We start from the raw sequence: 24,594 nt of genomic DNA, 5'->3' as shown, positions 1-24,594 counted from the left end.
GAGACAACGCCGTCGCGCGGGCTACAGGCCGCGTGCGATCACCAGCCGCTGGATGTCACTGGTGCCTTCGTAGATCTGGCACACGCGCACATCGCGGTAGATGCGCTCCACCGGGAAATCCTTCAGGTAGCCGTAGCCGCCCAGCGTCTGGATCGCGGCCGAGCACACCTTTTCGGCCATTTCGGAGGCGAAAAGCTTGGCCATCGAGGCTTCCATCAGCGCCGGCCTGCCCGCTTCACGCAACGCCGCGGCGTGCAGCACCATTTGGCGCGCCGCATGGATCTGCGTAGCCATGTCGGCCAGCCGGAACGACACCGCCTGGTGCTCCATGATGGGCTTGCCGAACGCCTGCCGGTCGCGGGCGTAGTCGCGCGCGCATTCGAACGCCGCGCGCGCCATGCCGACGGATTGCGAGGCGATGCCGATGCGCCCGCCTTCCAGGTTGGCCAGCGCGATCTTGTAGCCTTCGCCTTCTGCGCCCAAACGGTAAGCCGCCGGAATGCGCATGTCTTCAAACGCAATCTGGCAGGTGTCCGAGGCGTGCTGGCCCAGCTTGTCTTCGACGCGCAGCACTTGATACCCCGGCGTGTCGGTCGGCACGATGAAGGCGGAAATGCCGCGCTTGCCGGCGTCCGGATCGGTCACGGCGAAGACGATCACCGTCTGGCCGCTTTTGCCCGAGGTGATGAATTGCTTGGCGCCGTTCAGGATGTAGTCGTCACCGTCCCGGCGGGCCCGGGTGCGCAGGCTGCTGGCATCGGACCCCGCTTGCGGCTCGGTCAACGCAAAGCCCCCGATGTGTTCGCCCGTGGCCAGAGGCCGCAGGAACTGGTCTTTCTGCGCATCGGTACCGAACTTCAGGATCGGCATGCAGGCAACCGAGTTGTGCACGCTCATGATCGTGGAACACGCGCCGTTGCCCGCGGCAATTTCCTCCAGCGCCACCGCATACGAGATATAGCCGCTTGCGTTGCCGTCCCATTCTTCCGGCACCAGCATGCCGAAAAACCCCAGTTGCGCCATCTCCTGAATGGCGTCAGCGGGGTATTCGTGGTCGCGGTCCCAGCGTTCGGCGTTGGGCGCCAGGCGTTCGGCCGCAAAGCGGCGCGCCATTTCCTGAATGCTCTGCTGTTCTTCCGTCAACAACATGGTCCTGTCTCCTGGATATTCGGGTGCGGACGGGCGCCGGATGGGCGCTGCCCGCTTTGTTCTGCTTCGCGCGTACCTGGTTGGCAGGCGCGCCACGCAATCGAGAATACACCGTCAGACGCGCGGGTTCTATGCGCCGGGTTTGCGCGGACGCGTCAGCTCGGCACGCGTCAGAAAGAAGTCCTGGTTCTCCGCCAGGCGCTCCACCATGAAATCGATGAATGCCTTCACGCGCAGGGGCTGTTCCGTCCGCCGCCGATAGTAGATATAGAACGATTCCCGCTGCGTCAGATGCTGCGTCAACAGCGGCACCAGCAAGCCGGCGCGGATGGGTCCGGCGGCTGAAAAACTGCCGAGTTGCCCGATGCCCAGTCCCGCCACCACGGCATCGGTTTCAGCTTCGGCATCGTTCGTGCACAACACGGCCGGTACGTCGCGATACTGGATTTCGTCGCCGACCATGAACTCCCAGGGTGCAAGCTTGCCGGTGTTGACGCGCCGGTAGCCCGTGCAGCGGTGTGCGTCCAGCGCCTCGATGGTCCGGGGCGTGCCGTGGCGGGCCAGATACGCGGGCGAGGCGCACACGATCAGCTGGATCGGCACGAGCCGGCGCGCGATGGCCCCTTCGGCCGGCGGCGAACCGCCCCGGAACCCGACATCGGCGCGGTCTGCGACCAGATCGGTGAACTGGTCATCGAACTGCACGTCCAGCTGCACGCTGGGATGTTCCGCGGCGAACGCCATCAGGGCGGGCCAGATCACGTGGCGCGCCATCGTCCTGGGCGCGCTGACGCGCAAGGGGCCGGCGATGTCCTGCCGCGACCGGCGCGCATCATCCAGCGCGGTCGCGAACATTGCCAGGGCCGGCGCCACGCTTTCGAGCAGTTGCTGGCCTTCTTCGGTCAGGCTGAGCTTGCGTGTGGTGCGGTGGAACAAGCGCACGCCCAGTTCCTTTTCCAGCTGCATCACCGCGTGGCTGGCGGCCTGGGGCGAAATGCCCTGGTCCACCGCCGCGCGGCGCAGGCTGCCCAGCACAGCGGCGCGCGCAAAGATGGTGACGGCACGGATTTCGTTCATGGCAGGCCCATTCGCAAATTTTTGTTGATTATATTTCCGCCATTTCCTATCTATTCCGGGATTATCGATCCCCCTACGATCTAGGCTCATTCCCCCCCTTTCGGAGCCTCTCCATGCAAACCCCCGTCACCTCTTTCAAACGCGTCTGGCTCATCACCGGCGCCTCGCGCGGCATCGGTGCGCTGATCGCCGAGGCGGCACTTGCCGATGGCAATGCCGTCATCGCCGCCGGCCGCAATGTCGACGCCATCGCAAAACGCCTGGGCGAGTCGCCCGCCCTGCTTCCCGTTGCGCTGGACGTCACCGACGAAGCCCAGGCCAAGGCGGCCGTCGCCGCCGGCCTGGCGCGATTCGGCCGTATCGACGTGCTGGTGAACAATGCGGGCTTCGGCTTGCTGGGCGCCGTTGAAGAGTCCAGCGACGCCGACGTGCGGCGCATGTACGACACCAACGTGTTCGGCCTGCTGAACGTGACGCGCGCCGTGCTGCCCACGCTGCGGGCGCAACGTGCCGGCCACGTGATCAACCTGTCTTCGCTGGGCGGCTACCGGTCCGGCGCGGGGTTCGGCGCGTACTGCTCGACCAAGTTCGCGGTCGAAGGACTGACCGAAGCGCTGCATGCGGAACTCAAGCCGCTGGGCATCCACGCGACCGTCGTCGAACCCGGCTACTTCCGCACCGATTTCCTGGACGCGACGTCGCTGACCGTGGCAGGCGCCATCATCGACGACTACGACGCAACGTCGGGCAATGTGCGACGGATTGCGGCCGGCCTGAATCACCAGCAACCGGGCGACCCGGCAAAGCTGGCTGCGGCCATGATCACCCTGGCCGATGCCGCAACGCCCCCGCTGCGCCTGCCCTTGGGCACGGACGCCCTGCGCGTGATCGCGGAAAAGAACGCGTATGTGGCCGAGGAAACCGAAGCCTGGAAGGCGCTGGCGCAGTCGACGGATTTCCCGGTGTAGGCGGCACGCCGCCTTCCACGGCAAGATATGACACATCGAAAGTTGCATGAAACCTGGATTCCGCCCTATCATGCAACTTACGAAGTATCTTGATAGTCACTGAATAGGAATCCAGCCGATGACTTACGACGCCATCATCGTGGGCGGCAGCTTTGCCGGCCTGTCCGCCGCCCTGCAATTGGCCCGCGCCCGCCGGCGCGTCCTGCTGATCGACGGCGGCCAGCCGCGCAACCGCTTTGCCGCGCATGCGCACGGCTTCCTGGGCCAGGATGGCAAGCCGCCCCGGGAAATCTTGCGGCAGGCGCGCGAGCAGTTGGCCCAGTACCCTTGCGTCAAGTTCCTGGATGGCGAGGCGGTCAGTGCGAGCGCGCACGCCGGACTGCTGCGCGTGACGATGGCGGCGGGAGAGGAAGTCCAGGGCAAGCACCTGATCCTGGCAACGGGGCTGCGTGACCAATTGCCTGCGCTGGCGGGCCTGCAGGAACGCTGGGGGCAGACCGTGCTGCATTGCCCCTATTGCCATGGCTATGAAGTGGCCGGCCGCCCGCTGGGCGTGCTGGCCGCGCATCCGCTATCCGCGCACCAAGCCGTGCTGCTGCCGGACTGGGGCTCCACCACCTATTTCACGCAGGGCGAATTCGAACCGGATTCGGAACAGGCAGCGCTGCTGGACAAGCGCGGCGTGCGTATCGAACGCACGCCCATCGTGGAACTCATGGGCACGGCGCCGGCGCTGGATGCCGTCAAGCTCGCCGATGGGCGACGCATGGCGGTGCACGCGCTGTTCGTGGCCAGCAAGACCCATATGGCCAGTCCGCTCGCGATGCAGCTGGGTTGCGCGTTCGACGACGGTCCGCTCGGCCCCGTGATCCGCACCGACGAGTTCAGGCAGACCACGGTGCCTGGCGTCTTTGCCGCGGGGGATGCGGCCATTCCGATGAGCAACGCGACGCTTGCCAGCGCCTCAGGCGTGATGGCGGGCGTGTGCGCGCATCGCGCGCTGGTCATGGCGTAGGCGGGGCCAGGCCGCTCCGGGCCTGGTCTGATCTGAAGGGGCCGGGAGCGGCCTACAGGTGGTCCTTGAAGAACTCCACGACCTTCGCATTCAGGTCCTGGTGGAACTGCTGGCGGTCGAAGCCCGCCGCCTCCATGCAATATACGGACAGGGTCTCGGCCTGCTCCGCCGGGCAACGCGCCAGGAAATCGAAGTGCCCTGCCCCCCTCGCCACCTGAAAGTCCGGCGCGGCGGGCAGCCCCTGGCGCACCGCCTCCACGCTGGCAGGGCTGACGCCATCGCCGCCCCGTTCCGATGCCCACAATTGCACCGGAATCTTCACCGCCTTCAAGGCATCGCCGGGAAACGCGTTCAACGGGTCCGCGATGACCGCCGCCTTGATGTGATCGTCGTGCACATAAGACTGCTGTGGGATCTTCCCGGCGGCAATGTCGCGGCACATCGGCAGCGACGGGGTGGTCTGGCAAATGGCCAGGCCGGCCCGGAAATCCGGCACGCCCCCCGCCAGCACCAGCGCGGTATAGCCGCCGCGTGAAAAGCCGTAGATGCCGATCTTGTCAGCATCCACCTTCGCCTTCTGCGGCCAGGCGGTCGTCATGTAGTCGATCAGCCGCCGTACTTCCCGAGGGCGCGTCGAGAAAATCGACAGATACCCCTGCCGCGACCGGTCCTCCCAGTTGTCGCCCACATGGTTGACCGCCGCGACCACGAAACCCGCATTGGCCAACGCGGCAGCGGTGTCGTGATGACCCAGGAACGAGCCGCTGGATCCATGCGACATGACGATAAGCGGATGCCGGCCTTCAGGCACCGGGCAGTTCAGGACGCCGGAGATCGGGGTCCGGCCGACTTTGATCTCGGCGGCAGGCGCCGCGCACGGATACCAGATGGCGCCGGACAGCCCGGGGCCGTTCTGGTCCATGGGGAGGGTCAGGCGCTGGAAACCGGCGGCTTGGGTGTGAGCGGCAGCGAGGCCGAGGAACGCGGACAGGCAAAAACGGCCAAGAAGATGCGCGGACATGCGGAATGGAAGACCTGAAAAGAAACCAAGAGGAATCGTGCAGGCGGTGATTATCCCATCGGCGCGTCGTAGAGGAACGTAGGATGGGTAGAGCGCGAGCGCATCGCGCCATACGAGCCGGTCATCAAGGCGCGAAACCCATCAGGCGACGGTGGTGTTCCGGCTGACGCTGCCGAACAGCCACCGCTGCTTGATGGGTTTCGCGCGCGGGATAATCGGGTTCTTGCTCAAGCACTCTCGCGCTACACCCATCCTACGGACCCGTGCTGCCCTACCGGACCTTGCCCTCCTTCCAGGCCGCCAGCAGTTTTTCATACGGGATGGTCTCGCCCTTGGGCTTCTCGTTCGCCAGCTTCTTCCAGGGCGCGTGCTGATCCGACAGCCACTTGCTGGGATCGCTCTTGGCGTTCAGCTTCGGCGCGCATTGCGCCATGCCTGCCCGTTCCAGGCGCGCCATCACCTGGTCCATTTCATTGGCCAGATTGTCCATGGCGGCCTGCGGGGTCTTTTCGCCCGTGACGGCCGTGGCGACGTTCTTCCACCACAGTTGCGCCAGCTTCGGATAGTCCGGCACGTTGTTGCCCGTGGGCGTCCATGCCACGCGGGCGGGGCTGCGGTAGAACTCGATCAGTCCGCCGTAGTTCGCGGCGTTCTTCGTGAAGAAGTCGCTGTGGATGTCGCTGTCGCGGATGAAGGTCAGGCCGGTGATGGATTTCTTCAACGACACCGACTTTGACGTGACGAATTGCGCGTACAGCCAGGCGGCGGCCATCTTGTCGGGGTTGGTGGACTTGAAGAACGTCCATGAACCTACGTCCTGGTAGCCGTTCTGCATGCCGTCCTTCCAGTACGGGCCATAGGGCGACGGGGCCATGCGCCATTTCGGGGTGCCGTCGTCGTTGACGACCGGCAGGCCCTTCTTGGTCATGTCGGCCGTGAACGCCGTGTACCAGAAGATCTGCTGGGCGATCTGGCCTTGCGCCGGGACGGGGCCGGATTCCGAGAAGGTCATGCCCATGGCTTGCTGCGGGGCGTACTTCTTCATCCAGTCGATGTATTTGGTCAGCGCATAGACGGCGGCCGGGCTGTTGGTGGCGCCGCCGCGCGATACCGAGGCGCCCACCGGGGTGCATTTGTCGTCGGCGACGCGGATGCCCCATTCGTCCACCGGCATGCCGTTGGGCAAACCCTTATCGGCGGCGCCGGCCATGGACAGCCACGCGTCGGTGAAGCGCCAGCCCAGCGACGGGTCCTTCTTGCCGTAGTCCATGTGGCCGTAGACCTTTTTGCCATCGATCTCCTTGACGTCGTTGGAGAAGAAGTCGGCGATGTCTTCGTAGGCGGACCAGTTGGTGGGCACGCCCAGGTCGTACCCGTACTTGGCCTTGAACTTGTCCTTCAGGTCCTGCCGGGCGAACCAGTCGGCGCGGAACCAGTAGACGTTGGCGAACTGCTGGTCGGGCAACTGGTACAGCTTGCCGTCGGGCGCGGTGGTGAACTTGGTGCCGATGAAATCCTTGATGTCCAGGTTGGGGTTGGTCCATTCGCGGCCCGCGCCGGCCATGTAGTCGGACAGTGGCAGGATGGCGCCGTAGCGATAGTGCGTGCCGATCAGGTCGGAGTCCGAGATCCAGCCGTCGTAGATGGACTTGCCGGACTGCATGGACGTCTGCAGCTTTTCGACGACGTCGCCTTCCTGGATCAGGTCGTGGTTGACCTTGATGCCGGTGATTTCACTGAATGCCTTCGCCAGCGTCTTGGATTCGTACTCGTGCGTGGTGATGGTTTCGGATACGACGCTGATTTCGTTGACGCCCTTGGCACGGAGTTTGGCGGCGGCGTCCATGAACCACTTCATTTCCGCCATCTGCTGGTCTTTGGACAACGTCGATGGCTGGAACTCGGAATCCACCCACTTCTTCGCTTCCGGCTCGCCGGCCCATGCCCCTGACGTTCCGATCAGGGCGATAGCCGCTGCCATGGCATGCATGCGCAATTTCATGACCTGTCTCCTCGAATGGCCTTCCCCATCTTTTGCTGCGGACCTCTGGCCGGGGAAGATGCGGGCCCGTAGTCCTTGAACCAAGTGAGGGATCGAAACGCCCCTTCAGCCTTTTCTCATGATGAAGGCCAACAGCAGCATGGACAGCACGAAGCTGATCCACACCGATGGCGGCTCATCCAGCGAAAACCATTCCACCGCCTTCTGCCCGAACCCCAGGAACGCCAGGTTGAGCCAGGCGGCGGCCATCAAACCGATGAACAGCCTGTCGCCACGCGTGGTGCGCAGCGGCAGGAAGCCCTTGCGCTCGACCGTGGGTGCCTTCAATTCCCAGACCGTCATGCCGATCAGCATCAGGACGATGCAGGTGAAGAACACGGCGACGGGAGTGGTCCATACCATCCAGCTGAACATGTCGCGCCCCTCCCCCTAGACCCGGCCCATCGCGAAGCCCTTCGCGATGTAGTGGCGCACGAACCAGATGACGATGCCGCCGGGCACGATGGTCAGCACGCCCGCGGCCGCCAGCACGCCCCAGTCCATGCCGGAGGCCGACACGGTGCGGGTCATGGTGGCCACGATGGGCTTGGCGTTGACGGACGTGAGCGTGCGCGCCAGCAGCAGTTCCACCCAGCTGAACATGAAGCAGAAGAACGCCGCCACGCCCACGCCCGACTTGATCAGCGGCAGGAAGATCGTCAGGAAGAACCGCGGGAACGAATAGCCATCGACATAGGCGGTTTCATCGATTTCTCGCGGTACGCCGGACATGAAGCCTTCCAGGATCCACACGGCCAGCGGCACGTTGAAGACCAGGTGCGCCAGCGCCACGGCCAGATGCGTGTCCATCAGCCCGAACGAGCTGTACAGCTGGAAGAACGGCAGCAGGAACACAGCCGGCGGCGTCATGCGATTAGTCAGCAGCCAGAAGAACACGTGCTTGTCGCCGATGAAGCGGTAGCGCGAAAATGCATAGGCCGCCGGCAGCGCCACCGCCAGCGAGATCACGGTGTTGATGACCACATAGATCAGCGAATTGATGTAGCCCGAATACCAGGCCGGGTCCGTGAAGATGGTGCGGTAATGCTCGAAGGTGAAGTCGCGCGGCCACAGCGTCAGGGTGCTGACGATCTCGGTGTTCGTCTTGAACGACATGTTCAGCATCCAGTACAGCGGCAGGATGGCAAACACCAGGTACAGGATCAGGAAGGCGGAGCGCCACCAGGTGGAGTTGTCACGCATTGGCACGCTCCTCGTCGACGCCGCCCGTGGTGCCCGCGCGCTGCATCCAGTTGTAGAGGATGAAGCACAGCAGCAGGATGATCAGGAAATAGATGATCGAAAACGCCGCGGCCGGGCCCAGGTCGAACTGGCCCACGGCCTTCTGCGTGAGGTATTGCGACAGGAACGTGGTGGCGTTGCCCGGCCCGCCGCCCGTCAGCACGAAGGGCTCGGTATAGATCATGAAGCTGTCCATGAAGCGCAGCAGCACCGCGATCATCAATACGCCGCGCATCTTGGGCAGCTGGATGTAGCGGAACACCGCCAGGCGCGACGCGCCGTCGATGCGGGCGGCCTGATAGTAGGCGTCGGGGATGGCGCGCAGGCCCGCATAGCACAGCAGCGCGACCAGCGGCGTCCAGTGCCAGACGTCCATCACCAGCACGGTCACCCACGCATCGACGTCGTTGCCGGTGTAGTTATAGTCCACGCCCAACCATGACAAGGTGGCGCCAAGCAAGCCGATGTCGGTACGGCCGAACACCTGCCAGATGGTGCCCACGACGTTCCACGGGATCAGCAGCGACAGCGCGATGATGACCAGCACGGCGGACGCGCGCCAGCCGCTGGCGGGCATCGACAGCGCCAGCAGGATGCCCAGCGGGATCTCGATGGCCAGCACCGCCAGCGAAAAGCCGATCTGCCGGAACAAGGCCCCGTGCAGTTCTTCGTCCTGCAGCACGGCGGCGAACCATTCCGTGCCGACGAAGACGCGGCGTTCGGGCGAGATGATGTCCTGCACCGAATAGTTGACGATGGTCATCAGCGGCAGGATGGCCGAAAACGCCACGCACAGCACCACGGGCAGGACCAGGAACCAGGCCCGGTGATCGATGGGTTTCATGGGATCAGCACCTCGTCGCGGTAGAAGCAGGTGTGCGGGTTCAACACCGACAGCCAGACCGTGCCGCCGGCGGCGGCGGGCACGACGTTGCTGCCCAGCCGCGCGCGCACGGGCGTGCCTTCAAAGTCGGCCACCAGCAAGGTATAGGTGCCGACGTCCTGCACGCGGTCCACACGTACGGGCACGGCGCCTGCCGCGCCGGCTTCGGTCACGCGCAGGTATTCGGGGCGCACGCCCAGCTTGACGGGGCCGGCGCCGGCCAGTCTGGCCCCCAGGGCCTCGGGCGCGCCGCCAACCTGGCTTTGCCCGACCCACAGCGCGCCGTCGCGCCATTGCGCGGGCAGGAAGTTCATACCCGGCGAACCGATGAAGTGGCCCACGAAGGTGTGGGCGGGCCGTTCGAAGAGGTCGTCCGCGGTGCCCACCTGCACCGCGCGGCCCCGCGCCATCACCATGACCTGGTCCGCGAAGGTCAGCGCCTCGGTCTGGTCGTGGGTCACGTAGATCAGCGTCAGTTTGAATTCGTGGTGGATTTCCTTGAGTTTGCGCCGCAGCTCCCACTTCAGTTGCGGGTCGATGACGGTCAGCGGTTCGTCGAACAGGATGGCCGACACGTCGCTGCGCACCAGGCCGCGCCCCAGCGAGATCTTCTGCTTGGCGTCGGCGGTCAGGCCGCTGGCGCGGCGGTCCAGCACTGCGGACATCTCCAGCATTTCGGCGATGCGGCCCACCCGCTCGCGAATGCGGTCCGGCGCAATGCCGCGGTTGCGCAAGGGGAACGCCAGGTTTTCGGCCACCGTCATGGTGTCGTACACGACCGGGAACTGGAACACCTGGGCGATATTGCGCGCCTGCGGCGTCTTGGCGGTGACGTCCTGCCCATCGAACAGGATGCGGCCATGCGACGGGCGCAGCAGGCCCGACACGCAATTGAGCAGCGTGGTCTTGCCGCAACCTGACGGGCCCAGCAAGGCATAGGCGCCGCCGTCGCGGAAGGTGAACTTCAGCGGCAGCAGCGCGTAGTCCTCGTCGGTCTTGGGATCGGCCACGTAGGAATGCGAGAGGTCCAGCTCGATCTGGGCCATCAGGCAACCTCCCCTGCGCTGGCAGGCTGGCGCGGCGCGGCAAGCAGCGCCCCATCAGCGCCGAAGGCATAGGTCTGGGCCGGATCGAAATAGAGCTCGACGCGCTGGTCCAGCGTGTACCGGTGCACGCCCGGCAACTGCGCGACGACGTTGCCCGCGGCCGTTTCGGCATGGACGAAGGTGTCCGAACCGGATATCTCGGCAAGCTTCACCACGCCCGGCAGGCCGATGTGGCCCGGACGCGGCTCGACATCCAGGGCGCCGGCACGCAGGCCCGCGGTCAGGTCGGCGCCCGCCTCGGGCGGCAGGCGGCGCTCGACCGCCATCTGGCCTTGCAAGACGAAACCCGTGTCCGTGCGGCGCGCGGCGAAAAGGTTCATGGGCGGGTCGCTGAAAGCGCGCGCCACGCGGATGGAATTGGGCCGGTGAAACACCTCTGCGGTGGGCCCGTATTGCAGCAATTCGCCCGCATCCAGCACCGCGGTGTGGCCGCCAAGCAACAGGGCTTCCCCGGGTTCGGTCGTGGCGTAGACCACCGTGGACCGCCCTTGGGCGAACAATTCCGACAGTTCGTCGCGCAATTCCTCGCGCAGCTTGTAGTCCAGGTTGACCAGCGGTTCGTCCAGCAGGATGAGCGGCGCGTCCTTGACCAGGGCGCGGGCCAGCGCCACGCGCTGTTGCTGCCCGCCGGACAGTTCCGAAGGGTAGCGATCAAGCAGATGATCGATATGCAGGCGCGCCGCCATGGCGCGGACCTTTTCGCGAATGTCCCGTTCGCCGCGCAGCTTCAGCGGCGACGCGATGTTGTCGTAAACCGACATCGACGGGTAATTGATGAACTGCTGATAGACCATTGCCACATTGCGCTGGCGCACGGGCACGCCGGTCACGTCCGCGCCGTCAACCAGCACGCGGCCTTCGGTGGGCCGGTCCAGCCCGGCCATGATGCGCATCAGGGAGGTCTTGCCGGCCAGGGTCACCCCCAGCAGCACCGTCATGGCGCCCGGAACCGGGGCCAGGCTCATGGGAGTCAGGTGCGTCTGCGAGCCGGCTCGCAAACCAATCCTGTCCAGGGTCAGCTGCATCTAGTCTCCTCAACCTACTTATACGTCCCTATTTTTCACACGGACTTCGGTATTCGGTACAGCGAGCCAGCCTGCGCGCGAACGCACGCAACAGGATGAGCATACTCTTTCAGATGGCTTTCGTTTTTTGTGCGTTTTACTCAAGAAGCGAACAAAAAACAATCTTGCAGTGCGGCATTATTTTTCGCTTTTGTTGTTTTATCATTCGTCTATGACACTGAATCCACGACAGAGCGCTTTGATCGAAATGGTGCGGGCCCAGGGCTCGGCATCCATCGAAGAGCTTGCCAAACGCTTTGACGTCACGCTGCAGACCGTGCGGCGCGACGTGAACATCCTTTCCGAAGCCGGCCTGCTGTCACGCTTTCACGGCGGCGTGCGCATCGAAGCCTCGACCATCGAGAACATCGCCTACCGCAAGCGCCAGGGCCTGCACGCGGCCGGCAAGCAGCGCATCGCCGAGGCCGTGGCCCGCGCCGTGCCCGACGGCTGTTCGCTGATCCTGAACATCGGTACCACCACCGAGGCCATCGCGCGCGCGCTGCTGCGCCACCGCGGCCTGCGCGTCATCACGAACAACCTGCATGTGGCCGACATCCTGTCCGACAACCCGGACTGCGAAGTCATCGTGGCCGGCGGCGTCGTGCGTTCGCGCGACCGCGGCATCGTCGGTGAAGCCACGATGGACTTCATCCGCCAGTTCAAGGTGGATATCGGACTGATCGGCATTTCGGGCATCGAAGCCGACGGCACGCTGCGCGACTACGACTTCCGCGAAGTGCGCGTGGCCCGGACCATCATCGAACAATCGCGCGAGGTCTGGCTGGCCGCCGACAGCAGCAAGTTCAAACGCCAGGCCATGGTGGAACTGGCGCACATTTCGCAGATCGACCGCTTCTTCACTGACGCGCATCCGCAAGAACCGCTGGCGCAAGTGCTGCTGGATTCCGGCGTGCGCTGCGATGTGGCGGCGGTCCCAAGCGCGGCCGGCGCGTCCTCCACGAATACCTCAGCACCCAACGCTTGAACCGGCGCGCCGGATCCGGGCCCCTGCCCGCCCCCGGCTGCCCGCACACGATAACCACGCTTTTACCTGGCGGCCCCGCCGCAACGACTTATGAACCAACCGCTCGCCAACGTCACCCCGCCCGACCGCAACCGCCTGTTGTCCACCTTGGACAACACGCCTTCCTGGGACGTCATCGTCATCGGCGGCGGCGCGACGGGCCTGGGCACCGCGGTCGATGCCGCCTCACGCGGCTACCGCACGCTGCTGATCGAAGGCGCCGACTTTGCCAAGGGCACGTCCAGCAAGGCCACCAAGCTGGTGCACGGCGGCGTGCGCTACCTGGCCCAGGGCAACGTCAGCCTGGTGCGCGAAGCGCTGCATGAACGCGGCCTGCTCAATCGCAACGCGCCGCATCTGGTGTGGCCGCTGGGCTTCGTAGTGCCCGCCTACAACTGGATGGACCAGCCCTTCTACGGCATCGGCCTGAAGATGTACGACATGCTGGCCGGCAAGCTGAACCTGGCGCCCAGCCGCTGGCTGTCGCGCCGCGACACGCTGGCCAACGCCCCCACGCTGGCCGAAAACGTCAACGGCCGCGGCCTGAAAGGCGGCGTGCTGTATTACGACGGCCAGTTCGACGACGCGCGCCTGGCCATGAGCCTGATGCGCACGCTGTTCGACCTGGGCGGCACGGCCGTGAACTACGTGCGCGCCACGGGTTTGACCACCACCAACGGCAAGGTGGATGGCGTGACGGCGCAAGACGTCATTGGCGGCGCCAGCTTCTCGCTGCGCGCCCGCTGCGTGATCAACGCCACCGGCGTCTGGGTGGATGCCGTGCGCCGCATGGAAGACAAGAACGCGCCGACGATGGTCGCGCCCAGCCAGGGCGTGCATCTGACCTTGCCGCGCGACTTCCTACCGGGCAACCGCGCCATCCTGATTCCCAAGACCGACGACGGCCGCGTGCTGTTCGTGGTGCCGTGGAACGGCCACACCATCGTTGGCACGACCGACACGCCGCGTGACGACCTGCCGCTGGACCCCGAAGCCGGTGCCCAAGACGTGGACTTCATCCTGGGCACGGCCGCGCGCTACCTGAGCCGCAAGCCCACGCGCGACGACGTTACCAGCGTCTGGGCCGGCCTGCGTCCGCTTGTCAAGGCCACGGGCGAGGCGTCGACCAAGCAGCTGTCGCGCGAGCACACCATCCTGGTGTCCAACGCCGGGCTGGTGACGGTGACGGGCGGCAAGTGGACGACATACCGCCGCATGGCGCAGGACGTGGTGGACACCGCGATCCAGCACCAGTTGCTGACGCAAGCCAGCTGCCGCACCGAATCGCTGCCGCTGCATGGCGCTTCGGGCCTGGCGCCGGCGCAGGAACACGCCGGCACGCCGGACAGCTACTACGGCAGCGATCTGGCCACCTTGAAGGCCCTGCCGGGCGCGGACCGCATGCTGGTCAACGCCAGCGGCCTGTCCGAAGCGCATGTGCGTTTTGCCGCGCGTTTCGAATTGGCGCGCAGCGCCGAAGACGTGCTGGCCCGCCGCAACCGCGCACTGTTCCTGGATAGCGAAGCGGCGATGCTGGCCGCCCCCGAAGTGGCGCGCATCCTGGCCGAAGAACTGGGCCACGACGCCGCCTGGCAGCAACGCACGCTGCAGAACCTGGCCGTGGTCGCGGCCAACTACCGCCTGAAATAAGACCGGCGCGTGCCGTTTCGGCACCCGCAACGGGCTTTTCAATATCATCGCTTCGAAGAGCCGCAGCAGGTCCGGATCGCACTTGGATCCGGACTCGCGGTTCAGGATGCGCATGATCTCGGCGTGCGAACGCGCCGGATGGTAGGGCCGCGTGTCGCCCAGCGCATCGTAGGAATCCGCCAGCGAAATGATGCGCGAATGCAGCGGGATATCGTGCCCTGACAGCCCTGCCGGGTAGCCGGAACCGTCAAAGTGTTCGTGGTGGTGGCGCACCGCGTGCGCGATCAGGTCGCGCTGCGGCATCGCGCTTTTCATGATGATGTCGGCGCCGGTGGCCGCATGCGACTTCATGATTTCCCAATCTTCCGCTTCCAGGCGCTTGGGTGAAAACAGCACGCGGTCGGGCGTGCCAATCTTGCCCACATCATGCAGCCTTGCAGCGACGGCCACCGCGGCTTGCTCGGGCTCTGGCAGGCCGCAGGCCTGGGCCAGCGCCACGCTCAGCGCGACCACCCGGTCGCAATGGCGGCCAGTGGCCGGGTCACGCGCCTGCATGGCGGCAAACAGCGCGGCCTCACAGGAACCATCGGGGTATTCGGGTACGTCTGGGGGCATCAGGAAGATGCGCGGCGTTGCAACGGAACGCGCGCAGTGTGTCAGAAAGTAGCAATTCTGACACACTGCGCAGCAATCCTGACCAAACAGATTTCAGTTCTTCAACCGTTCCAGCAAGGCTTGCGCCACGCCGACTGACGATGCCGGGTTCTGCCCGGTGACCAGCAAGCCGTCGCTGACCACATGCGGCTGCCAGTCCGGCCCGCTGCTGTACAGGCCGCCCAGCCGGTTCAATTCGTCTTCAACCAGGAACGGCACGACATCGGTCAGTTGCACGGCCGCCTCTTCCGCGTTGGAAAAACCGGTGACCTGGCGCCCCTGCACCAACGGCTTGCCGTCGGCGGTCTTGGCATGGCGCAGCACGCCGGGCGCATGGCACACGGCCGAGACCGGCTTGCCGGCGGCCAGCATGGTTTCGATCAATCCGACGGACTTGGTGTCTTCCGCCAGGTCCCATAGCGGGCCGTGGCCGCCGGGATAGAACACCGCGTCATAGTCGGCCGCCTGCACGTCGGCCAGCCGGCGGGTGGACGCCAGCACCCGCTGCGCCTCGGTATCCTGGCGGAAGCGTCGGGTGGCGTCGGTCTGCGCGTCGGGGTCATCGCTTTTGGGGTCCAGCGGAGGCTGGCCGCCCTTGGGCGACGCCAGCGTCACCGTGGCGCCCGCATCCACGAACGCGTAATACGGCGCGGCAAACTCTTCCAGCCAGAAGCCTGTCTTGCGGCCGGTATTGCCCAATGTGTCATGGGATGTCAGCACGATCAGGATTTTCATGTTGCGCTCCGTTGTGTGGCGCTATTCGTCCGGGCCGACGCGCACAATGCGCTTGCCGGCGTTTTCGCCCTTCAGCAGCCCCATCAGGCCGCGCGGCGCATTTTCAAGCCCTTCGACCACGTCCTCGCGGTACTTGATGCGGCCTTGCGCGATCAAACCTTCCATCGCCTCGCGGAATTCGCCGTAGCGGTGCGCGTATTCGTTGAAGATAATGAAACCCTGGAACTTCAGCCGCTTGGTCAGGATGGTGCGCATCAACAGCGCCAGGCGGTCCGGGCCGTCAGGCTGGCTGGTGGCGTTGTAGGCCGAGATCAGCCCGCAGACCGGCACGCGGGCGCGCGGGTTCAACAGCGGCAGGACGGCGTCAAACACCGCGCCGCCGACGTTTTCGAAATAGACGTCGATGCCCTGGGGCACGGCGCGCGCCAGCCGGCCGGGCAGATCCGGCAATTTGTGGTCCACGCAGTCGTCAAAGCCCAATTCGTCAATCACATAGCGGCACTTGTCGGCGCCGCCCGCGATGCCCACGACCTTGCAGCCGTGGATCTTGGCGATCTGCCCCACCACCGCGCCCACCGCGCCGCTGGCCGCGGCCACCACCACGGTTTCGCCGGCCTTGGGTTGGCCGATGTCCAGCAGGCCCATGTAGCCCGTGAAACCCGGCATGCCCAGCACGCCCAGCGAATACGAGGGATGCTGCGGGTTGGCACCCAGGCGCAGCAGGCCCGTGCCGTCGGACACCGCAAAATCCTGCCAGCCGGATTGGGCCAACACCCATTCGCCAGGCTTGAAATCAGGATGGTTGGACGCCTGCACGCGTGTCACGGTGCCACCCACCATGGGCTGGCCGACCTGGACAGGTTCGGCATAGGACGGCGCATCGCTCATGCGGCCGCGCATATAGGGATCCAGCGAGAGATACACGGTGCGCAGCAGCACCTGGCCGGGCCCGGGTTGCGGGACGTCCCCGGTTTCCAGACGGAAATCGCTGTCTGTGGGTTCGCCGTGCGGGCGCGCGGCAAGCACGATACGGCGGTTGATCGACGATGATTGCGGCATGAAGTCCAGCCTCCTACAGGAAGCCGCCCGGGCCTTGCGGGCAACACCCGGGTGGCAAGTTGGGGAACCGGTCCATTACACCATCGTTGTCCATCGACTCGCGCGGTAACCCTGCCATCGTTCCCCCTTTTAATTAATTAAATACTTAATTAAACTCTGCGCCATGTGCCCCGTACCGCCTCCTGCCTCCCGCCGCCCCGGACGTCCCGCGCGCCCCGACAACGCTGCGATGCGCGCCAAGCTGCTGGATATCGCCACCGGCCTGTTCGCCCTGCAAGGGGTCGCTGCGACCACCATCGCCCATATCGCCCAACGCGCCGCCGTGACGCCGGCGATGGTGCATTACTACTTCAAAAGCCGCGACCAATTGATCGACGCGGTCGTGCAAGAGCGCGTGTTGCCCGTCATCGGATATGTCTGGGCGCCGGTGCCGGTGGCCCTGGATGCCAGCCAGGATCCGGCCGCTGCGGCGCGCGGCTTCCTGGCGGAATTCGTGAAGCGCATCGTGCAGAGCGCCACGCAACAGCCGTGGTTGCCATCGCTCTGGATGCATGAAGTCGTCAACGAAGGCGGCCGACTGCGCGAACGCGTGCTGCCGCATCTGCCCTCCGACCGCTTGCAGGCGTTCGCCGGCATGATCGGGCAAGCCCAGCGCCAGGGCGCCATCACGCCGGGGGTGGAACCCCGTTTGGTGTTCCTGTCCATCCTGGGCCTGACCCTGCTGCCACTGGCCACGTCCAACCTGTGGCGCCGCATCTGGCAGGGCGACGCGCAAGCGCAGGCCATCGATACCGACGCGATCGCGGCGCACGCCATCGCCATGCTGACGGGTGGGCTGTTCTCGCCGCCCGCCCCGCCCCCTGCTCCCTGAGGATGCCGACCATGCGCACCCGTCCCGCCCTGCTTCGTTCCTTGCCGGCCTTGCCGGTGCTGGCCTTGCTGTTGGCCGGTTGCGGCAATGATCACGCCCCCTTCTACCAAGGCTATGTCGAGGGCGACTATGTCTATGTGGCCTCGTCCGAAGCGGGCCGGCTCGATGCGTTGCCGGTCAAGCGCGGGCAGCAGGTGACGGCCGATGCGCCGTTGTTCACCCTTGAGGCCACGCGTGAGCGCGCCGCCCGCGACCAGGCCAGCGCGCAATTGGCCGCGGCGACGGCGCAGATGGAAGACATCGCCACCGGCAAACGCCCGCCTGAAGTCGACGTCAGCCGCGCCCAACTGGCCCAAGCCGAGGCCGCCAGCCGCCGGTCTGCCGCGCAACTGCAGCGCGATACCGCGCAGTTCCGCATCGGCGGCATTGCGCGGGCGCAGTTGGACGATAGCCGCGAACAGGCGCAGTCGGACGCCGCCCGCGTGCGCGAGCTGCGCGCGCAGTTGGAAGTCGCCGCCCTGCCCGGGCGCGACGACCAGCGGCGTGCGCAAGCCGCCCAGGTGGACGCGGCCCGCGCGACGCTCGCGCAAGCCGAATGGACGCTGGCGCAAAAACAGCTGGGCGCCCCGGCCGCAGGTCAGGTGTTCGACACGATGTACCGCGTGGGCGAATGGGTGCCCGCGGGCAGCCCCGTCGTCAGCCTGCTGCCGCCCGGCAATATCAAGGTGCGCTTCTTCGTGCCGGAGACGGTGGTGGGGTCGCTGAAGGTCGGCCAGCAGGCCACCCTGCGCTGCGACGGCTGCGGCGATCCGATACCGGTGCATATCGACTACGTGTCGAACCAGGCCGAATACACGCCCCCGGTCATCTACAGCCGCGAAAGCCGCAGCAAGCTGGTCTACATGGTCGAAGCCCGGCCCACGCCGGACGCGGCCACGCGCCTGCATCCCGGCCAACCCGTCGAGGCCACCCTGCAATGAGCGCGCCGGACGACACCGCGCGGGACGCGGGCACCGCCGTTATCGACGTGCACGGGCTGAACAAGCACTTCGGCGACAAGCACGTGGTCAACGACGTGTCGCTGCGCGTGCGCGAAGGCGAGATCTTCGGCTTCCTGGGCCCCAACGGCAGCGGCAAGACCACCTGCATCCGGCTGATGTGCGGCCTGTTGACCCCGGACTCGGGCAGCGGCACCTGCCTGGGCTACGACATCCTGCGTGAAAGCGCCGAGATCAAGCGGCACGTGGGCTACATGACGCAGAAGTTCTCGTATTGGGACGACCTGACGATCCGCGAGAACCTGGATTTCGTGGCGCGGATGTACGGCATGTCGAACCGCAAGGAGACCGTGGACCGCGCGCTGGAGGACCTGGGACTGCACAGCCGCGCCAGCCAACTGACGGGCTCGCTGTCGGGCGGATGGAAGCAGCGCCTGGCGCTGGCGGCCTGCCTGCTGCACGAGCCCCGCCTGCTGCTGCTGGACGAACCGACCGCCGGCGTGGACCCGACGGCACGCCGCGATTTCTGGGAACAGCTGCACGAACTGGCCGCGCGCGGCATCTCGGTGCTGGTCAGCACGCATTACATGGACGAAGCCGAACGCTGCCACAAGCTGGCCTACATCTCTTACGGCAGGTTGCTGACCCAAGGCACGGCCGAAGAAGTAATCGCCGAACAACACCTGACCACCTGGGCCATCCACGGCCATAACCTGGTGCCGCTGGGGCAAAGGCTGCGCGGCGCGCCGGGCGTGGACCAGACGGTGGCCTTCGGGTCGGCACTGCATGTCAGCGGCCAGGACGCGGCGCTGCTGGAACGCACGCTGCGCGGCGCCATCGACGGCCAGGACCTGCGGCTCGAGCGCATCGACACCAGCCTGGAAGACGTCTTCATCTATCTGATGAACCGGTCCACCGACAACTTCGCGAGCCCGCCATGATGCGCCATCTGCAAGGCTTTTCGTGGGCCCGCTGGTGGAGCATGGTGCTGAAGGAATTCCTGCAGCTGCGCCGTGACCGCATCACCTTCGGCATGATCGTGGGCCTGCCCATCATGCAGCTGGCGCTGTTCGGCTACGCCATCAACACCGACCCCAAGCAGATGCCCACGGCCGTCATCACGGCCGACCACAGCCCGTTCACGCGCAGCTTCATCGCGGCAATGAAGTCGTCTGACTACTTCCACATCACCGAAGAACTGGACAACGAGGAAGCCGGGCGCGCCGCGCTGGCCCAGGGGCGGGTGCTGTTCGTGGTGACGATACCGCCGGACTTCTCGCGCCGGCTGCTGCGCGGCGAACGCCCCGCCCTGCTGATCGAGGCCGACGCCACGGATCCCATGGCCACCGGCATGGCGATTGGCGCCGCCACCCAACTGACCCAGGCCGTGGCGCAGAAGGACCTGACCGGGCCGCTGGCCGGCCTGGCAGGCGGACAACCGGCGTTCGACGTGCGCGTGCACCAGCTCTACAACGAAGAGCAGATCTCGCAATACAACACGGTGCCGGGGCTGATGGGCGTGATCCTGACGATGACGCTGGTGATGATGACCGGGCTTGCCATGACGCGCGAGCGCGAACGCGGCACGATGGAGAACCTGCTGTCGATGCCCGTGCGGCCGATCGAGGTGATGACGGGCAAGATCGTGCCCTACATCGCCATCGGGCTGATCCAGGCCACCATCATCCTGCTGGCGGCGCACTTCGTCTTCCATGTGCCGATTCTGGGCAGCCTGCTGTCGGTGTACCTGGCGGCGTTGCTGTTCGTCGCCGCCAACCTGACAGTGGGCATCACGCTGTCGTCGCTGGCGCAGAACCAGTTGCAGGCCATGCAGCTGACCATGTTCTATTTCCTGCCCAACATGCTGCTATCGGGCTTCATGTTCCCGTTCCAGGGCATGCCCATGTGGGCGCAGTACCTGGGCAACCTGCTGCCGCTGACGCACTTCAACCGGCTGATTCGCGGCATCCTGCTCAAAGGCAACGGCTGGTGGGACCTGTGGCCCAGCATCTGGCCGCTGATGCTGTTCACCGCGGTCGTCATGACCGCCGCCGTGAAGTTCTATCGCCGAACCCTGGATTGACGCGCCATGCCTCGCTTAGCCCGCCCGCCCTTCGCTTCCCGTCCGCTGCCGCGCCGCCGCGCGGCGCTGGCCGTCCTGAGCCTGCTTGCGCTGGTCTCGGGCTGCGCGGTCGGGCCCGACTTCGCCACGCCTGCGGCCCCCGATGTCGCCACCTATACGGCGCCGCAAGACGCCGCCCCCGCTGCCGGCGGACAGCAGTTGCAGGCGGGCGTCGACATTCCCGCGCAATGGTGGCAACTGTTCCATTCCGACGCGCTGGACCAGTTGGTGCGTCAGGCGTTGGACGCCAACCCGACGTTGGAACAGGCGCGCGCCAGCCTGCGCCAGGCCACTGAAGACCTGAACGCCGAAACCGGCGGCCGCCTGCTACCCGCCGTCGACGGCAACCTGTCGGCCGCGCGCAAGAAGGTGGACCCGTCCGCCTATGGCGTGCCCGTCGCCGAACTACCGCCGCCGTTCACGCTGTACAACGCCTCGATCGACGTGTCCTACACGCTGGACGTGTTCGGCGCCAACCGCCGGGCGCTGGAAGGCATGGCCGCCCAGGTGGATTATCAGGCGCACGAACTGCAGGCGGCGCGCATGTCGCTGGCCGCGAACGTGGTGACGGCCGCCATCCGGCAAGCCGACTTGTCCGAACGGGTGGCAGCGACCCGCGAACTGCTGGCCGCGCAAGTGCGGCAGCAGGACATCATGCGGCAGCGCCTGGCCGCGGGCGGCATCGCGCAGGCCGACCTGAGCAACCAGGAACTGCTGGTGGCCCAGACCCGTTCCACCCTGCCGCCGCTGGACAAGCAACTGGCACAGGTCACGCACCAGCTGGCGGTTTACCTGGGCCAGCCGCCAGCCGCACTGCGTGTGGCACCGCTACGCCTGGCCGACCTGACCTTGCCCGCAAGCATCCCCACCGGCGTGCCGTCCGCGCTGACGCGACAGCGGCCCGACATCCTGGCCGCCGAAGCGCTGTGGCACAAGGCGTCGGCCGATGTGGGCGTGGCCACCGCCAACCAGTATCCGCAGTTCACGCTGACCGCCAGCTTCGGGTCGCAACGCACCCGCGTGGGCGATCTGTCCGACGGCGTGAACGTGTGGAACCTGGGGCTGGGCCTGGTGCAACCGCTGTTCCATGGCGGTGAACTGCGCGCGCGCAAACGGTCGGCGGAAGCCGCCTACGATGCCGCGGCCGCTGCGTACCGGCAAACGGTGCTGGACGGTTTCCGGCAAGTGGCCGACGCCTTGCGCGCCGTGCAGACGGACGGTGAGGCCTACCAGGCCTACGACGACGCCTGGCGCCGCGCGGCCGAGGCCGAGCGCATCGCGCAAGGCCGCTACCAAGCCGGCGGCATCAGCCATCTGAGCCTGCTGGACAGCCAGCGCCAGCTGTTGCAGACGCGCATTGCGCGCACCGAAGCCGATGCCGCACGCTACGCGGATACCGCCGCGCTGCTGCAGGCGCTGGGCGGCGGCTGGTGGCACGAACCCGCCGCGGAGGTAAGCTCCGAGACAAGACCCGCCACAAGCCCGCACCCACTTGGGCGCCAAGAACGTTAAGGCGTTGGTCAGCCGCCGGCCTTTACGCACCAAGGTGGCGCACGCATCAGCCCCTCCACACGTCGCGCGTAACAGACGCCCCGCAATCATGTCTGAGAATTCGGGTACGAAACGGGCGTTGTGCGAGGTTTAGGAATTCGATGTATCCGTAGCATCATGCATGCGCTCAAGCTGCACAGATCACTACGATTCATGAATGACCTACTAGACCTGATCGTCTTCTCTCCCGATCCCGACCAACGCGTGCGCCGCAGCGACGCACTGGCGGGCATGGGTTTTTCGCCCCGCCGTTGCGAGGACTCCAACGGCCTGTTCCGCCTCTTCCAGGCGCGTCGTACGCCGTTGCTGGTGATGGAAGCCGAATTATCCGATCTCTGCATGGCCGTCGCAGGTCTGCGCGCCATGGACACCACCGCCGGCATCGTTGCCGTCTCTACCTTCGATTCCCCGGAAAACCGCATCCTGGGCCTGCATTGCGGCGCCGACGCCTGCTTCCAGCCCGACGTGGCCACCGCCGAAATCGCCGCCGCATTGCAGGCCCTGGTTCGCCGCGTGCCCGCCATGGCCGGCCGCCGGACGGCCCCCGAGGCGGAACCGCGCGCCCCCAGTGCGGCCGCGTCCGTCGACGCCAGCGGGAAATGGCAATTCCATGACGCGGCCTGGACCCTGGTCAGCCCGCAAGGCATGCGTCTGGCGCTGACGCTGGCCGAGCGCGAGTTCCTGCTGAAACTGACCGCATCGGCGGACAAGCGGCTGCCCCGCAGCGATCCGCCCGGGATCGATCCGCAAGCGGGCCGCGAGTCCATCCGCCGCACCGACGTGGTCGTCAGCCGCTTGCGGCGCAAGGCGCAAGACATGAACATGGAACTGCCGATCCGCACCGTCTGGGGCTGGGGCTACGCCTTCACCGGCGAGATCTGACGGCTTGCCCGCGGGCGTATCATGCGATGTGTGCGGCGCCGACTCCCGGCGCCTGCCCATCCCATTCTGATCCGCCGCCCGACATGGAAGTCTTTGAACGCCTGCAAGCGATGCTTGCCCAGAACCAGGCCCGCCATCGCCTGATCGAACACCCCGCGGCCGGCCGCTCGGTGGAAGTCGCCGCCATCCGCGGCACCGCCGTCAGCCAGGGCGCCAAGGCGCTGGTCTGCCGCGTGAAGATCTCGTCGAACCAGCGCAAGAACGTGCTGGCCGTCTTCCCGGCCGACAAGCAGGCCGACCTGGACGCCATTGCGCGCGCGGCCGGCGGCAAGAAGGCCTCGCTGGCCTCGCAGGACCTGGCGCGCGAATTGACGGGCTGCGAGATCGGCGCGATTCCGCCCTTTTCCTTCAACCCCGAACTGCATCTGCTGGTGGACCCCAGCCTGCGCGACCGCCACGATGAAATCGTGTTCAACGCCGGGCGCCTGGACGCGTCCATCCTGCTGAACACGGAAGACTACTTCCGGCTGGCCGCGCCGGAAGTCGCCCCGTTGATCAAAGCCTGATCCCGCCCGCCATGAGGCCGCCGTGTCCCGCCCCCTGAACCGCCGCGGCGCGCGCACGTCCAACATGCGGTGGCTGATGAGCCTGGCGCATATGGAACCGTCGCCCGTCAGCCGCTGGGTGGCATTGCGGGCCGCGCTGGCCATCGGCCTGCCGTCGGCGGTAGGTCTGGCGCTGGACCAGAGCGCGGCCGCCGCGCTGGTGGCCCTGGGCGCGCTGCCCGCCATCACCGGCGACAACGGCGGCCCCTACCGGAACCGGGCGCTGTCCATCGGAGCCACCGTCTTCGGCGGCGCGCTGGGCTACCTGCTGGGCAACCTGGTGGCCGGACATGGCCTGTGGACCTCGGCTGCGATGACCGTGCTGGTGCTGATCGCCAGCTTGGTCGGTACCTTCAACAATATCGCCGCGGTGGCGACGCTGCAATTCGCGGTGTATGTCATCGTGGGCGCCAGCCTGACGTCCAGCCTGCCGCCCTGGCTGCCGTCGGTGCTGGTGGGCGCGGGCGGGCTGTTCGGCCTGGCTCTTACCTTGTCGGGCTGGGTCGTGAACCCGATCGCGCCGGAACGCGCCGCGGTTGCGCTGGCCTACCGCAAGCTGGCCGCGATGTTCGCCGCCATCGGCACGTCACGCACCATGATCGCGCGCCGCGACATGGAAGCGGCCATGACCACCGCCTACGACACCGTGCTGGCCGCCCGCGGCCGCGCCGCCGGTCCATCGCCGCGCCTGGCCCGGCTGGCGGCGCAGTTGCAAGCCTGCACGCCGCTGACCAATGCCGCGCTGGCGCTGGCGCGCGCCGGCCGCGTGCTGCCGCCGGAATGCGCGCGCGTCATGAACCGGCTGGCGGACCGCGTGGAAAACGACGCGGAGCCCCACCCCGGCGACGACATCGCCGCGCTGAGGCTGGCAGAC

At 66.4% G+C, this 24,594-nt stretch carries 22 protein-coding genes and 2 pseudogenes; 12 read left to right on the top strand and 12 right to left on the bottom strand.

What is annotated here, in order from left to right:
• Nucleotides 1-21 precede the first annotated feature (21 nt).
• The gene (locus AC27VE_RS28500; protein WP_427962162.1) at nt 22-1,149 is read right to left on the bottom strand and encodes an acyl-CoA dehydrogenase family protein; all 1,128 of its coding nucleotides are present in this window, start codon (nt 1,147-1,149) and stop codon (nt 22-24) included.
• 129 nt (nt 1,150-1,278) lie between these two features.
• Nucleotides 1,279-2,226, bottom strand: a complete 948-nt coding sequence (locus tag AC27VE_RS28495; RefSeq protein WP_488705617.1) for a LysR family transcriptional regulator — start codon at nt 2,224-2,226, stop codon at nt 1,279-1,281.
• A gap of 113 nt (nt 2,227-2,339) precedes the next feature.
• On the opposite strand from AC27VE_RS28495, the gene AC27VE_RS28490 reads away from it, so the two are divergent.
• Both AC27VE_RS28490 and AC27VE_RS28485 read left to right on the top strand, forming a co-directional pair.
• Nucleotides 2,340-3,194, top strand: coding sequence for an oxidoreductase (locus AC27VE_RS28490; RefSeq protein ID WP_006227498.1), 855 nt, complete (start codon nt 2,340-2,342; stop codon nt 3,192-3,194).
• 118 nt (nt 3,195-3,312) lie between these two features.
• Complete coding sequence (locus tag AC27VE_RS28485; protein WP_488705616.1) at nt 3,313-4,209, top strand: NAD(P)/FAD-dependent oxidoreductase; 897 nt, start codon at nt 3,313-3,315, stop codon at nt 4,207-4,209.
• Between the two features lie 52 nt (nt 4,210-4,261).
• Here AC27VE_RS28485 and AC27VE_RS28480 read toward each other — a convergent pair whose 3' ends face one another.
• The 7 genes from AC27VE_RS28480 to AC27VE_RS28450 form a co-directional block, all read right to left on the bottom strand.
• Complete coding sequence (locus AC27VE_RS28480) at nt 4,262-5,230, bottom strand: alpha/beta hydrolase family protein (protein WP_488705615.1); 969 nt, start codon at nt 5,228-5,230, stop codon at nt 4,262-4,264.
• A 271-nt stretch (nt 5,231-5,501) separates the two neighbouring features.
• Nucleotides 5,502-7,232 (bottom strand): ABC transporter substrate-binding protein, encoded by a 1,731-nt coding sequence (locus AC27VE_RS28475; protein WP_280026093.1) that lies wholly within the window; start codon nt 7,230-7,232, stop codon nt 5,502-5,504.
• A gap of 105 nt (nt 7,233-7,337) precedes the next feature.
• Nucleotides 7,338-7,646 carry a DUF2160 domain-containing protein gene (locus AC27VE_RS28470; RefSeq protein WP_006227502.1) on the bottom strand — a complete coding sequence of 103 codons (309 nt, stop codon included), beginning with the start codon at nt 7,644-7,646 and terminating at the stop codon, nt 7,338-7,340.
• A 15-nt stretch (nt 7,647-7,661) separates the two neighbouring features.
• Nucleotides 7,662-8,474 (bottom strand): carbohydrate ABC transporter permease, encoded by an 813-nt coding sequence (locus AC27VE_RS28465; RefSeq protein WP_088587253.1) that lies wholly within the window; start codon nt 8,472-8,474, stop codon nt 7,662-7,664.
• Nucleotides 8,467-9,357, bottom strand: a complete 891-nt coding sequence (locus AC27VE_RS28460) for a carbohydrate ABC transporter permease (protein ID WP_006227504.1) — start codon at nt 9,355-9,357, stop codon at nt 8,467-8,469. The genes AC27VE_RS28465 and AC27VE_RS28460 overlap by 8 nt, the downstream gene beginning before the upstream one ends.
• Nucleotides 9,354-10,442, bottom strand: a complete 1,089-nt coding sequence (locus AC27VE_RS28455) for an ABC transporter ATP-binding protein (protein WP_488705614.1) — start codon at nt 10,440-10,442, stop codon at nt 9,354-9,356. Before AC27VE_RS28455 ends, AC27VE_RS28460 begins: the two co-directional genes overlap by 4 nt.
• Nucleotides 10,442-11,527, bottom strand: a complete 1,086-nt coding sequence (locus tag AC27VE_RS28450; RefSeq protein ID WP_488705613.1) for an ABC transporter ATP-binding protein — start codon at nt 11,525-11,527, stop codon at nt 10,442-10,444. Before AC27VE_RS28450 ends, AC27VE_RS28455 begins: the two co-directional genes overlap by 1 nt.
• A 211-nt stretch (nt 11,528-11,738) precedes the next feature.
• Here AC27VE_RS28450 and AC27VE_RS28445 point away from each other — a divergent pair, with 211 nt between their 5' ends.
• Together AC27VE_RS28445 and AC27VE_RS28440 are read left to right on the top strand one after the other, a co-directional pair.
• A complete protein-coding gene (locus AC27VE_RS28445; protein ID WP_315131787.1) occupies nt 11,739-12,554 on the top strand; it encodes a DeoR/GlpR family DNA-binding transcription regulator in 816 nt (271 codons plus the stop codon).
• A gap of 90 nt (nt 12,555-12,644) precedes the next feature.
• Entirely contained in the window at nt 12,645-14,243 is a 1,599-nt protein-coding gene (locus tag AC27VE_RS28440) for a glycerol-3-phosphate dehydrogenase/oxidase (protein ID WP_488705612.1), read from the top strand.
• Between the two features lie 126 nt (nt 14,244-14,369).
• Here the strand turns inward: AC27VE_RS28440 and AC27VE_RS28435 are convergent.
• From AC27VE_RS28435 to AC27VE_RS28425, 3 genes and pseudogenes are all read right to left on the bottom strand, one after another.
• Nucleotides 14,370-14,798, bottom strand: a pseudogene (locus AC27VE_RS28435) (HD-GYP domain-containing protein); the annotation flags it as partial.
• Nucleotides 14,799-14,951: 153 nt separating this feature from the next.
• Entirely contained in the window at nt 14,952-15,632 is a 681-nt protein-coding gene (locus tag AC27VE_RS28430) for a type 1 glutamine amidotransferase domain-containing protein (RefSeq protein ID WP_488705611.1), read from the bottom strand.
• Between the two features lie 21 nt (nt 15,633-15,653).
• Nucleotides 15,654-16,691, bottom strand: coding sequence for an NADP-dependent oxidoreductase (locus AC27VE_RS28425; protein WP_427961842.1), 1,038 nt, complete (start codon nt 16,689-16,691; stop codon nt 15,654-15,656).
• A 229-nt stretch (nt 16,692-16,920) separates the two neighbouring features.
• On the opposite strand from AC27VE_RS28425, the gene AC27VE_RS28420 reads away from it, so the two are divergent.
• The 8 genes and pseudogenes from AC27VE_RS28420 to AC27VE_RS28385 form a co-directional block, all read left to right on the top strand.
• Nucleotides 16,921-17,562 carry a TetR/AcrR family transcriptional regulator gene (locus tag AC27VE_RS28420; RefSeq protein WP_488705610.1) on the top strand — a complete coding sequence of 214 codons (642 nt, stop codon included), beginning with the start codon at nt 16,921-16,923 and terminating at the stop codon, nt 17,560-17,562.
• Between the two features lie 11 nt (nt 17,563-17,573).
• Nucleotides 17,574-18,542 (top strand): HlyD family secretion protein, encoded by a 969-nt coding sequence (locus AC27VE_RS28415; RefSeq protein WP_088587243.1) that lies wholly within the window; start codon nt 17,574-17,576, stop codon nt 18,540-18,542.
• Nucleotides 18,539-19,501: an ABC transporter ATP-binding protein gene (locus tag AC27VE_RS28410; RefSeq protein ID WP_088587242.1), complete on the top strand. Its 963-nt coding sequence runs from the start codon at nt 18,539-18,541 to the stop codon at nt 19,499-19,501. The genes AC27VE_RS28415 and AC27VE_RS28410 overlap by 4 nt, the downstream gene beginning before the upstream one ends.
• Nucleotides 19,498-20,643: an ABC transporter permease gene (locus tag AC27VE_RS28405; protein WP_488705609.1), complete on the top strand. Its 1,146-nt coding sequence runs from the start codon at nt 19,498-19,500 to the stop codon at nt 20,641-20,643. Before AC27VE_RS28410 ends, AC27VE_RS28405 begins: the two co-directional genes overlap by 4 nt.
• A gap of 6 nt (nt 20,644-20,649) precedes the next feature.
• Nucleotides 20,650-22,194: an efflux transporter outer membrane subunit gene (locus AC27VE_RS28400; RefSeq protein WP_488705608.1), complete on the top strand. Its 1,545-nt coding sequence runs from the start codon at nt 20,650-20,652 to the stop codon at nt 22,192-22,194.
• A gap of 192 nt (nt 22,195-22,386) precedes the next feature.
• A complete protein-coding gene (locus AC27VE_RS28395; RefSeq protein ID WP_315131766.1) occupies nt 22,387-23,115 on the top strand; it encodes a response regulator transcription factor in 729 nt (242 codons plus the stop codon).
• A gap of 83 nt (nt 23,116-23,198) precedes the next feature.
• The gene (locus AC27VE_RS28390) at nt 23,199-23,681 is read left to right on the top strand and encodes a YbaK/prolyl-tRNA synthetase associated domain-containing protein (protein ID WP_488705607.1); all 483 of its coding nucleotides are present in this window, start codon (nt 23,199-23,201) and stop codon (nt 23,679-23,681) included.
• 22 nt (nt 23,682-23,703) lie between these two features.
• Nucleotides 23,704-24,594 (top strand): annotated as a pseudogene (locus AC27VE_RS28385) (FUSC family protein); the annotation flags it as partial.

It is taken from the genome of Achromobacter sp. 18P8.1.1 (assembly GCF_057799415.1).
This window is presented reverse-complemented; position numbering and strand designations above follow the sequence as displayed.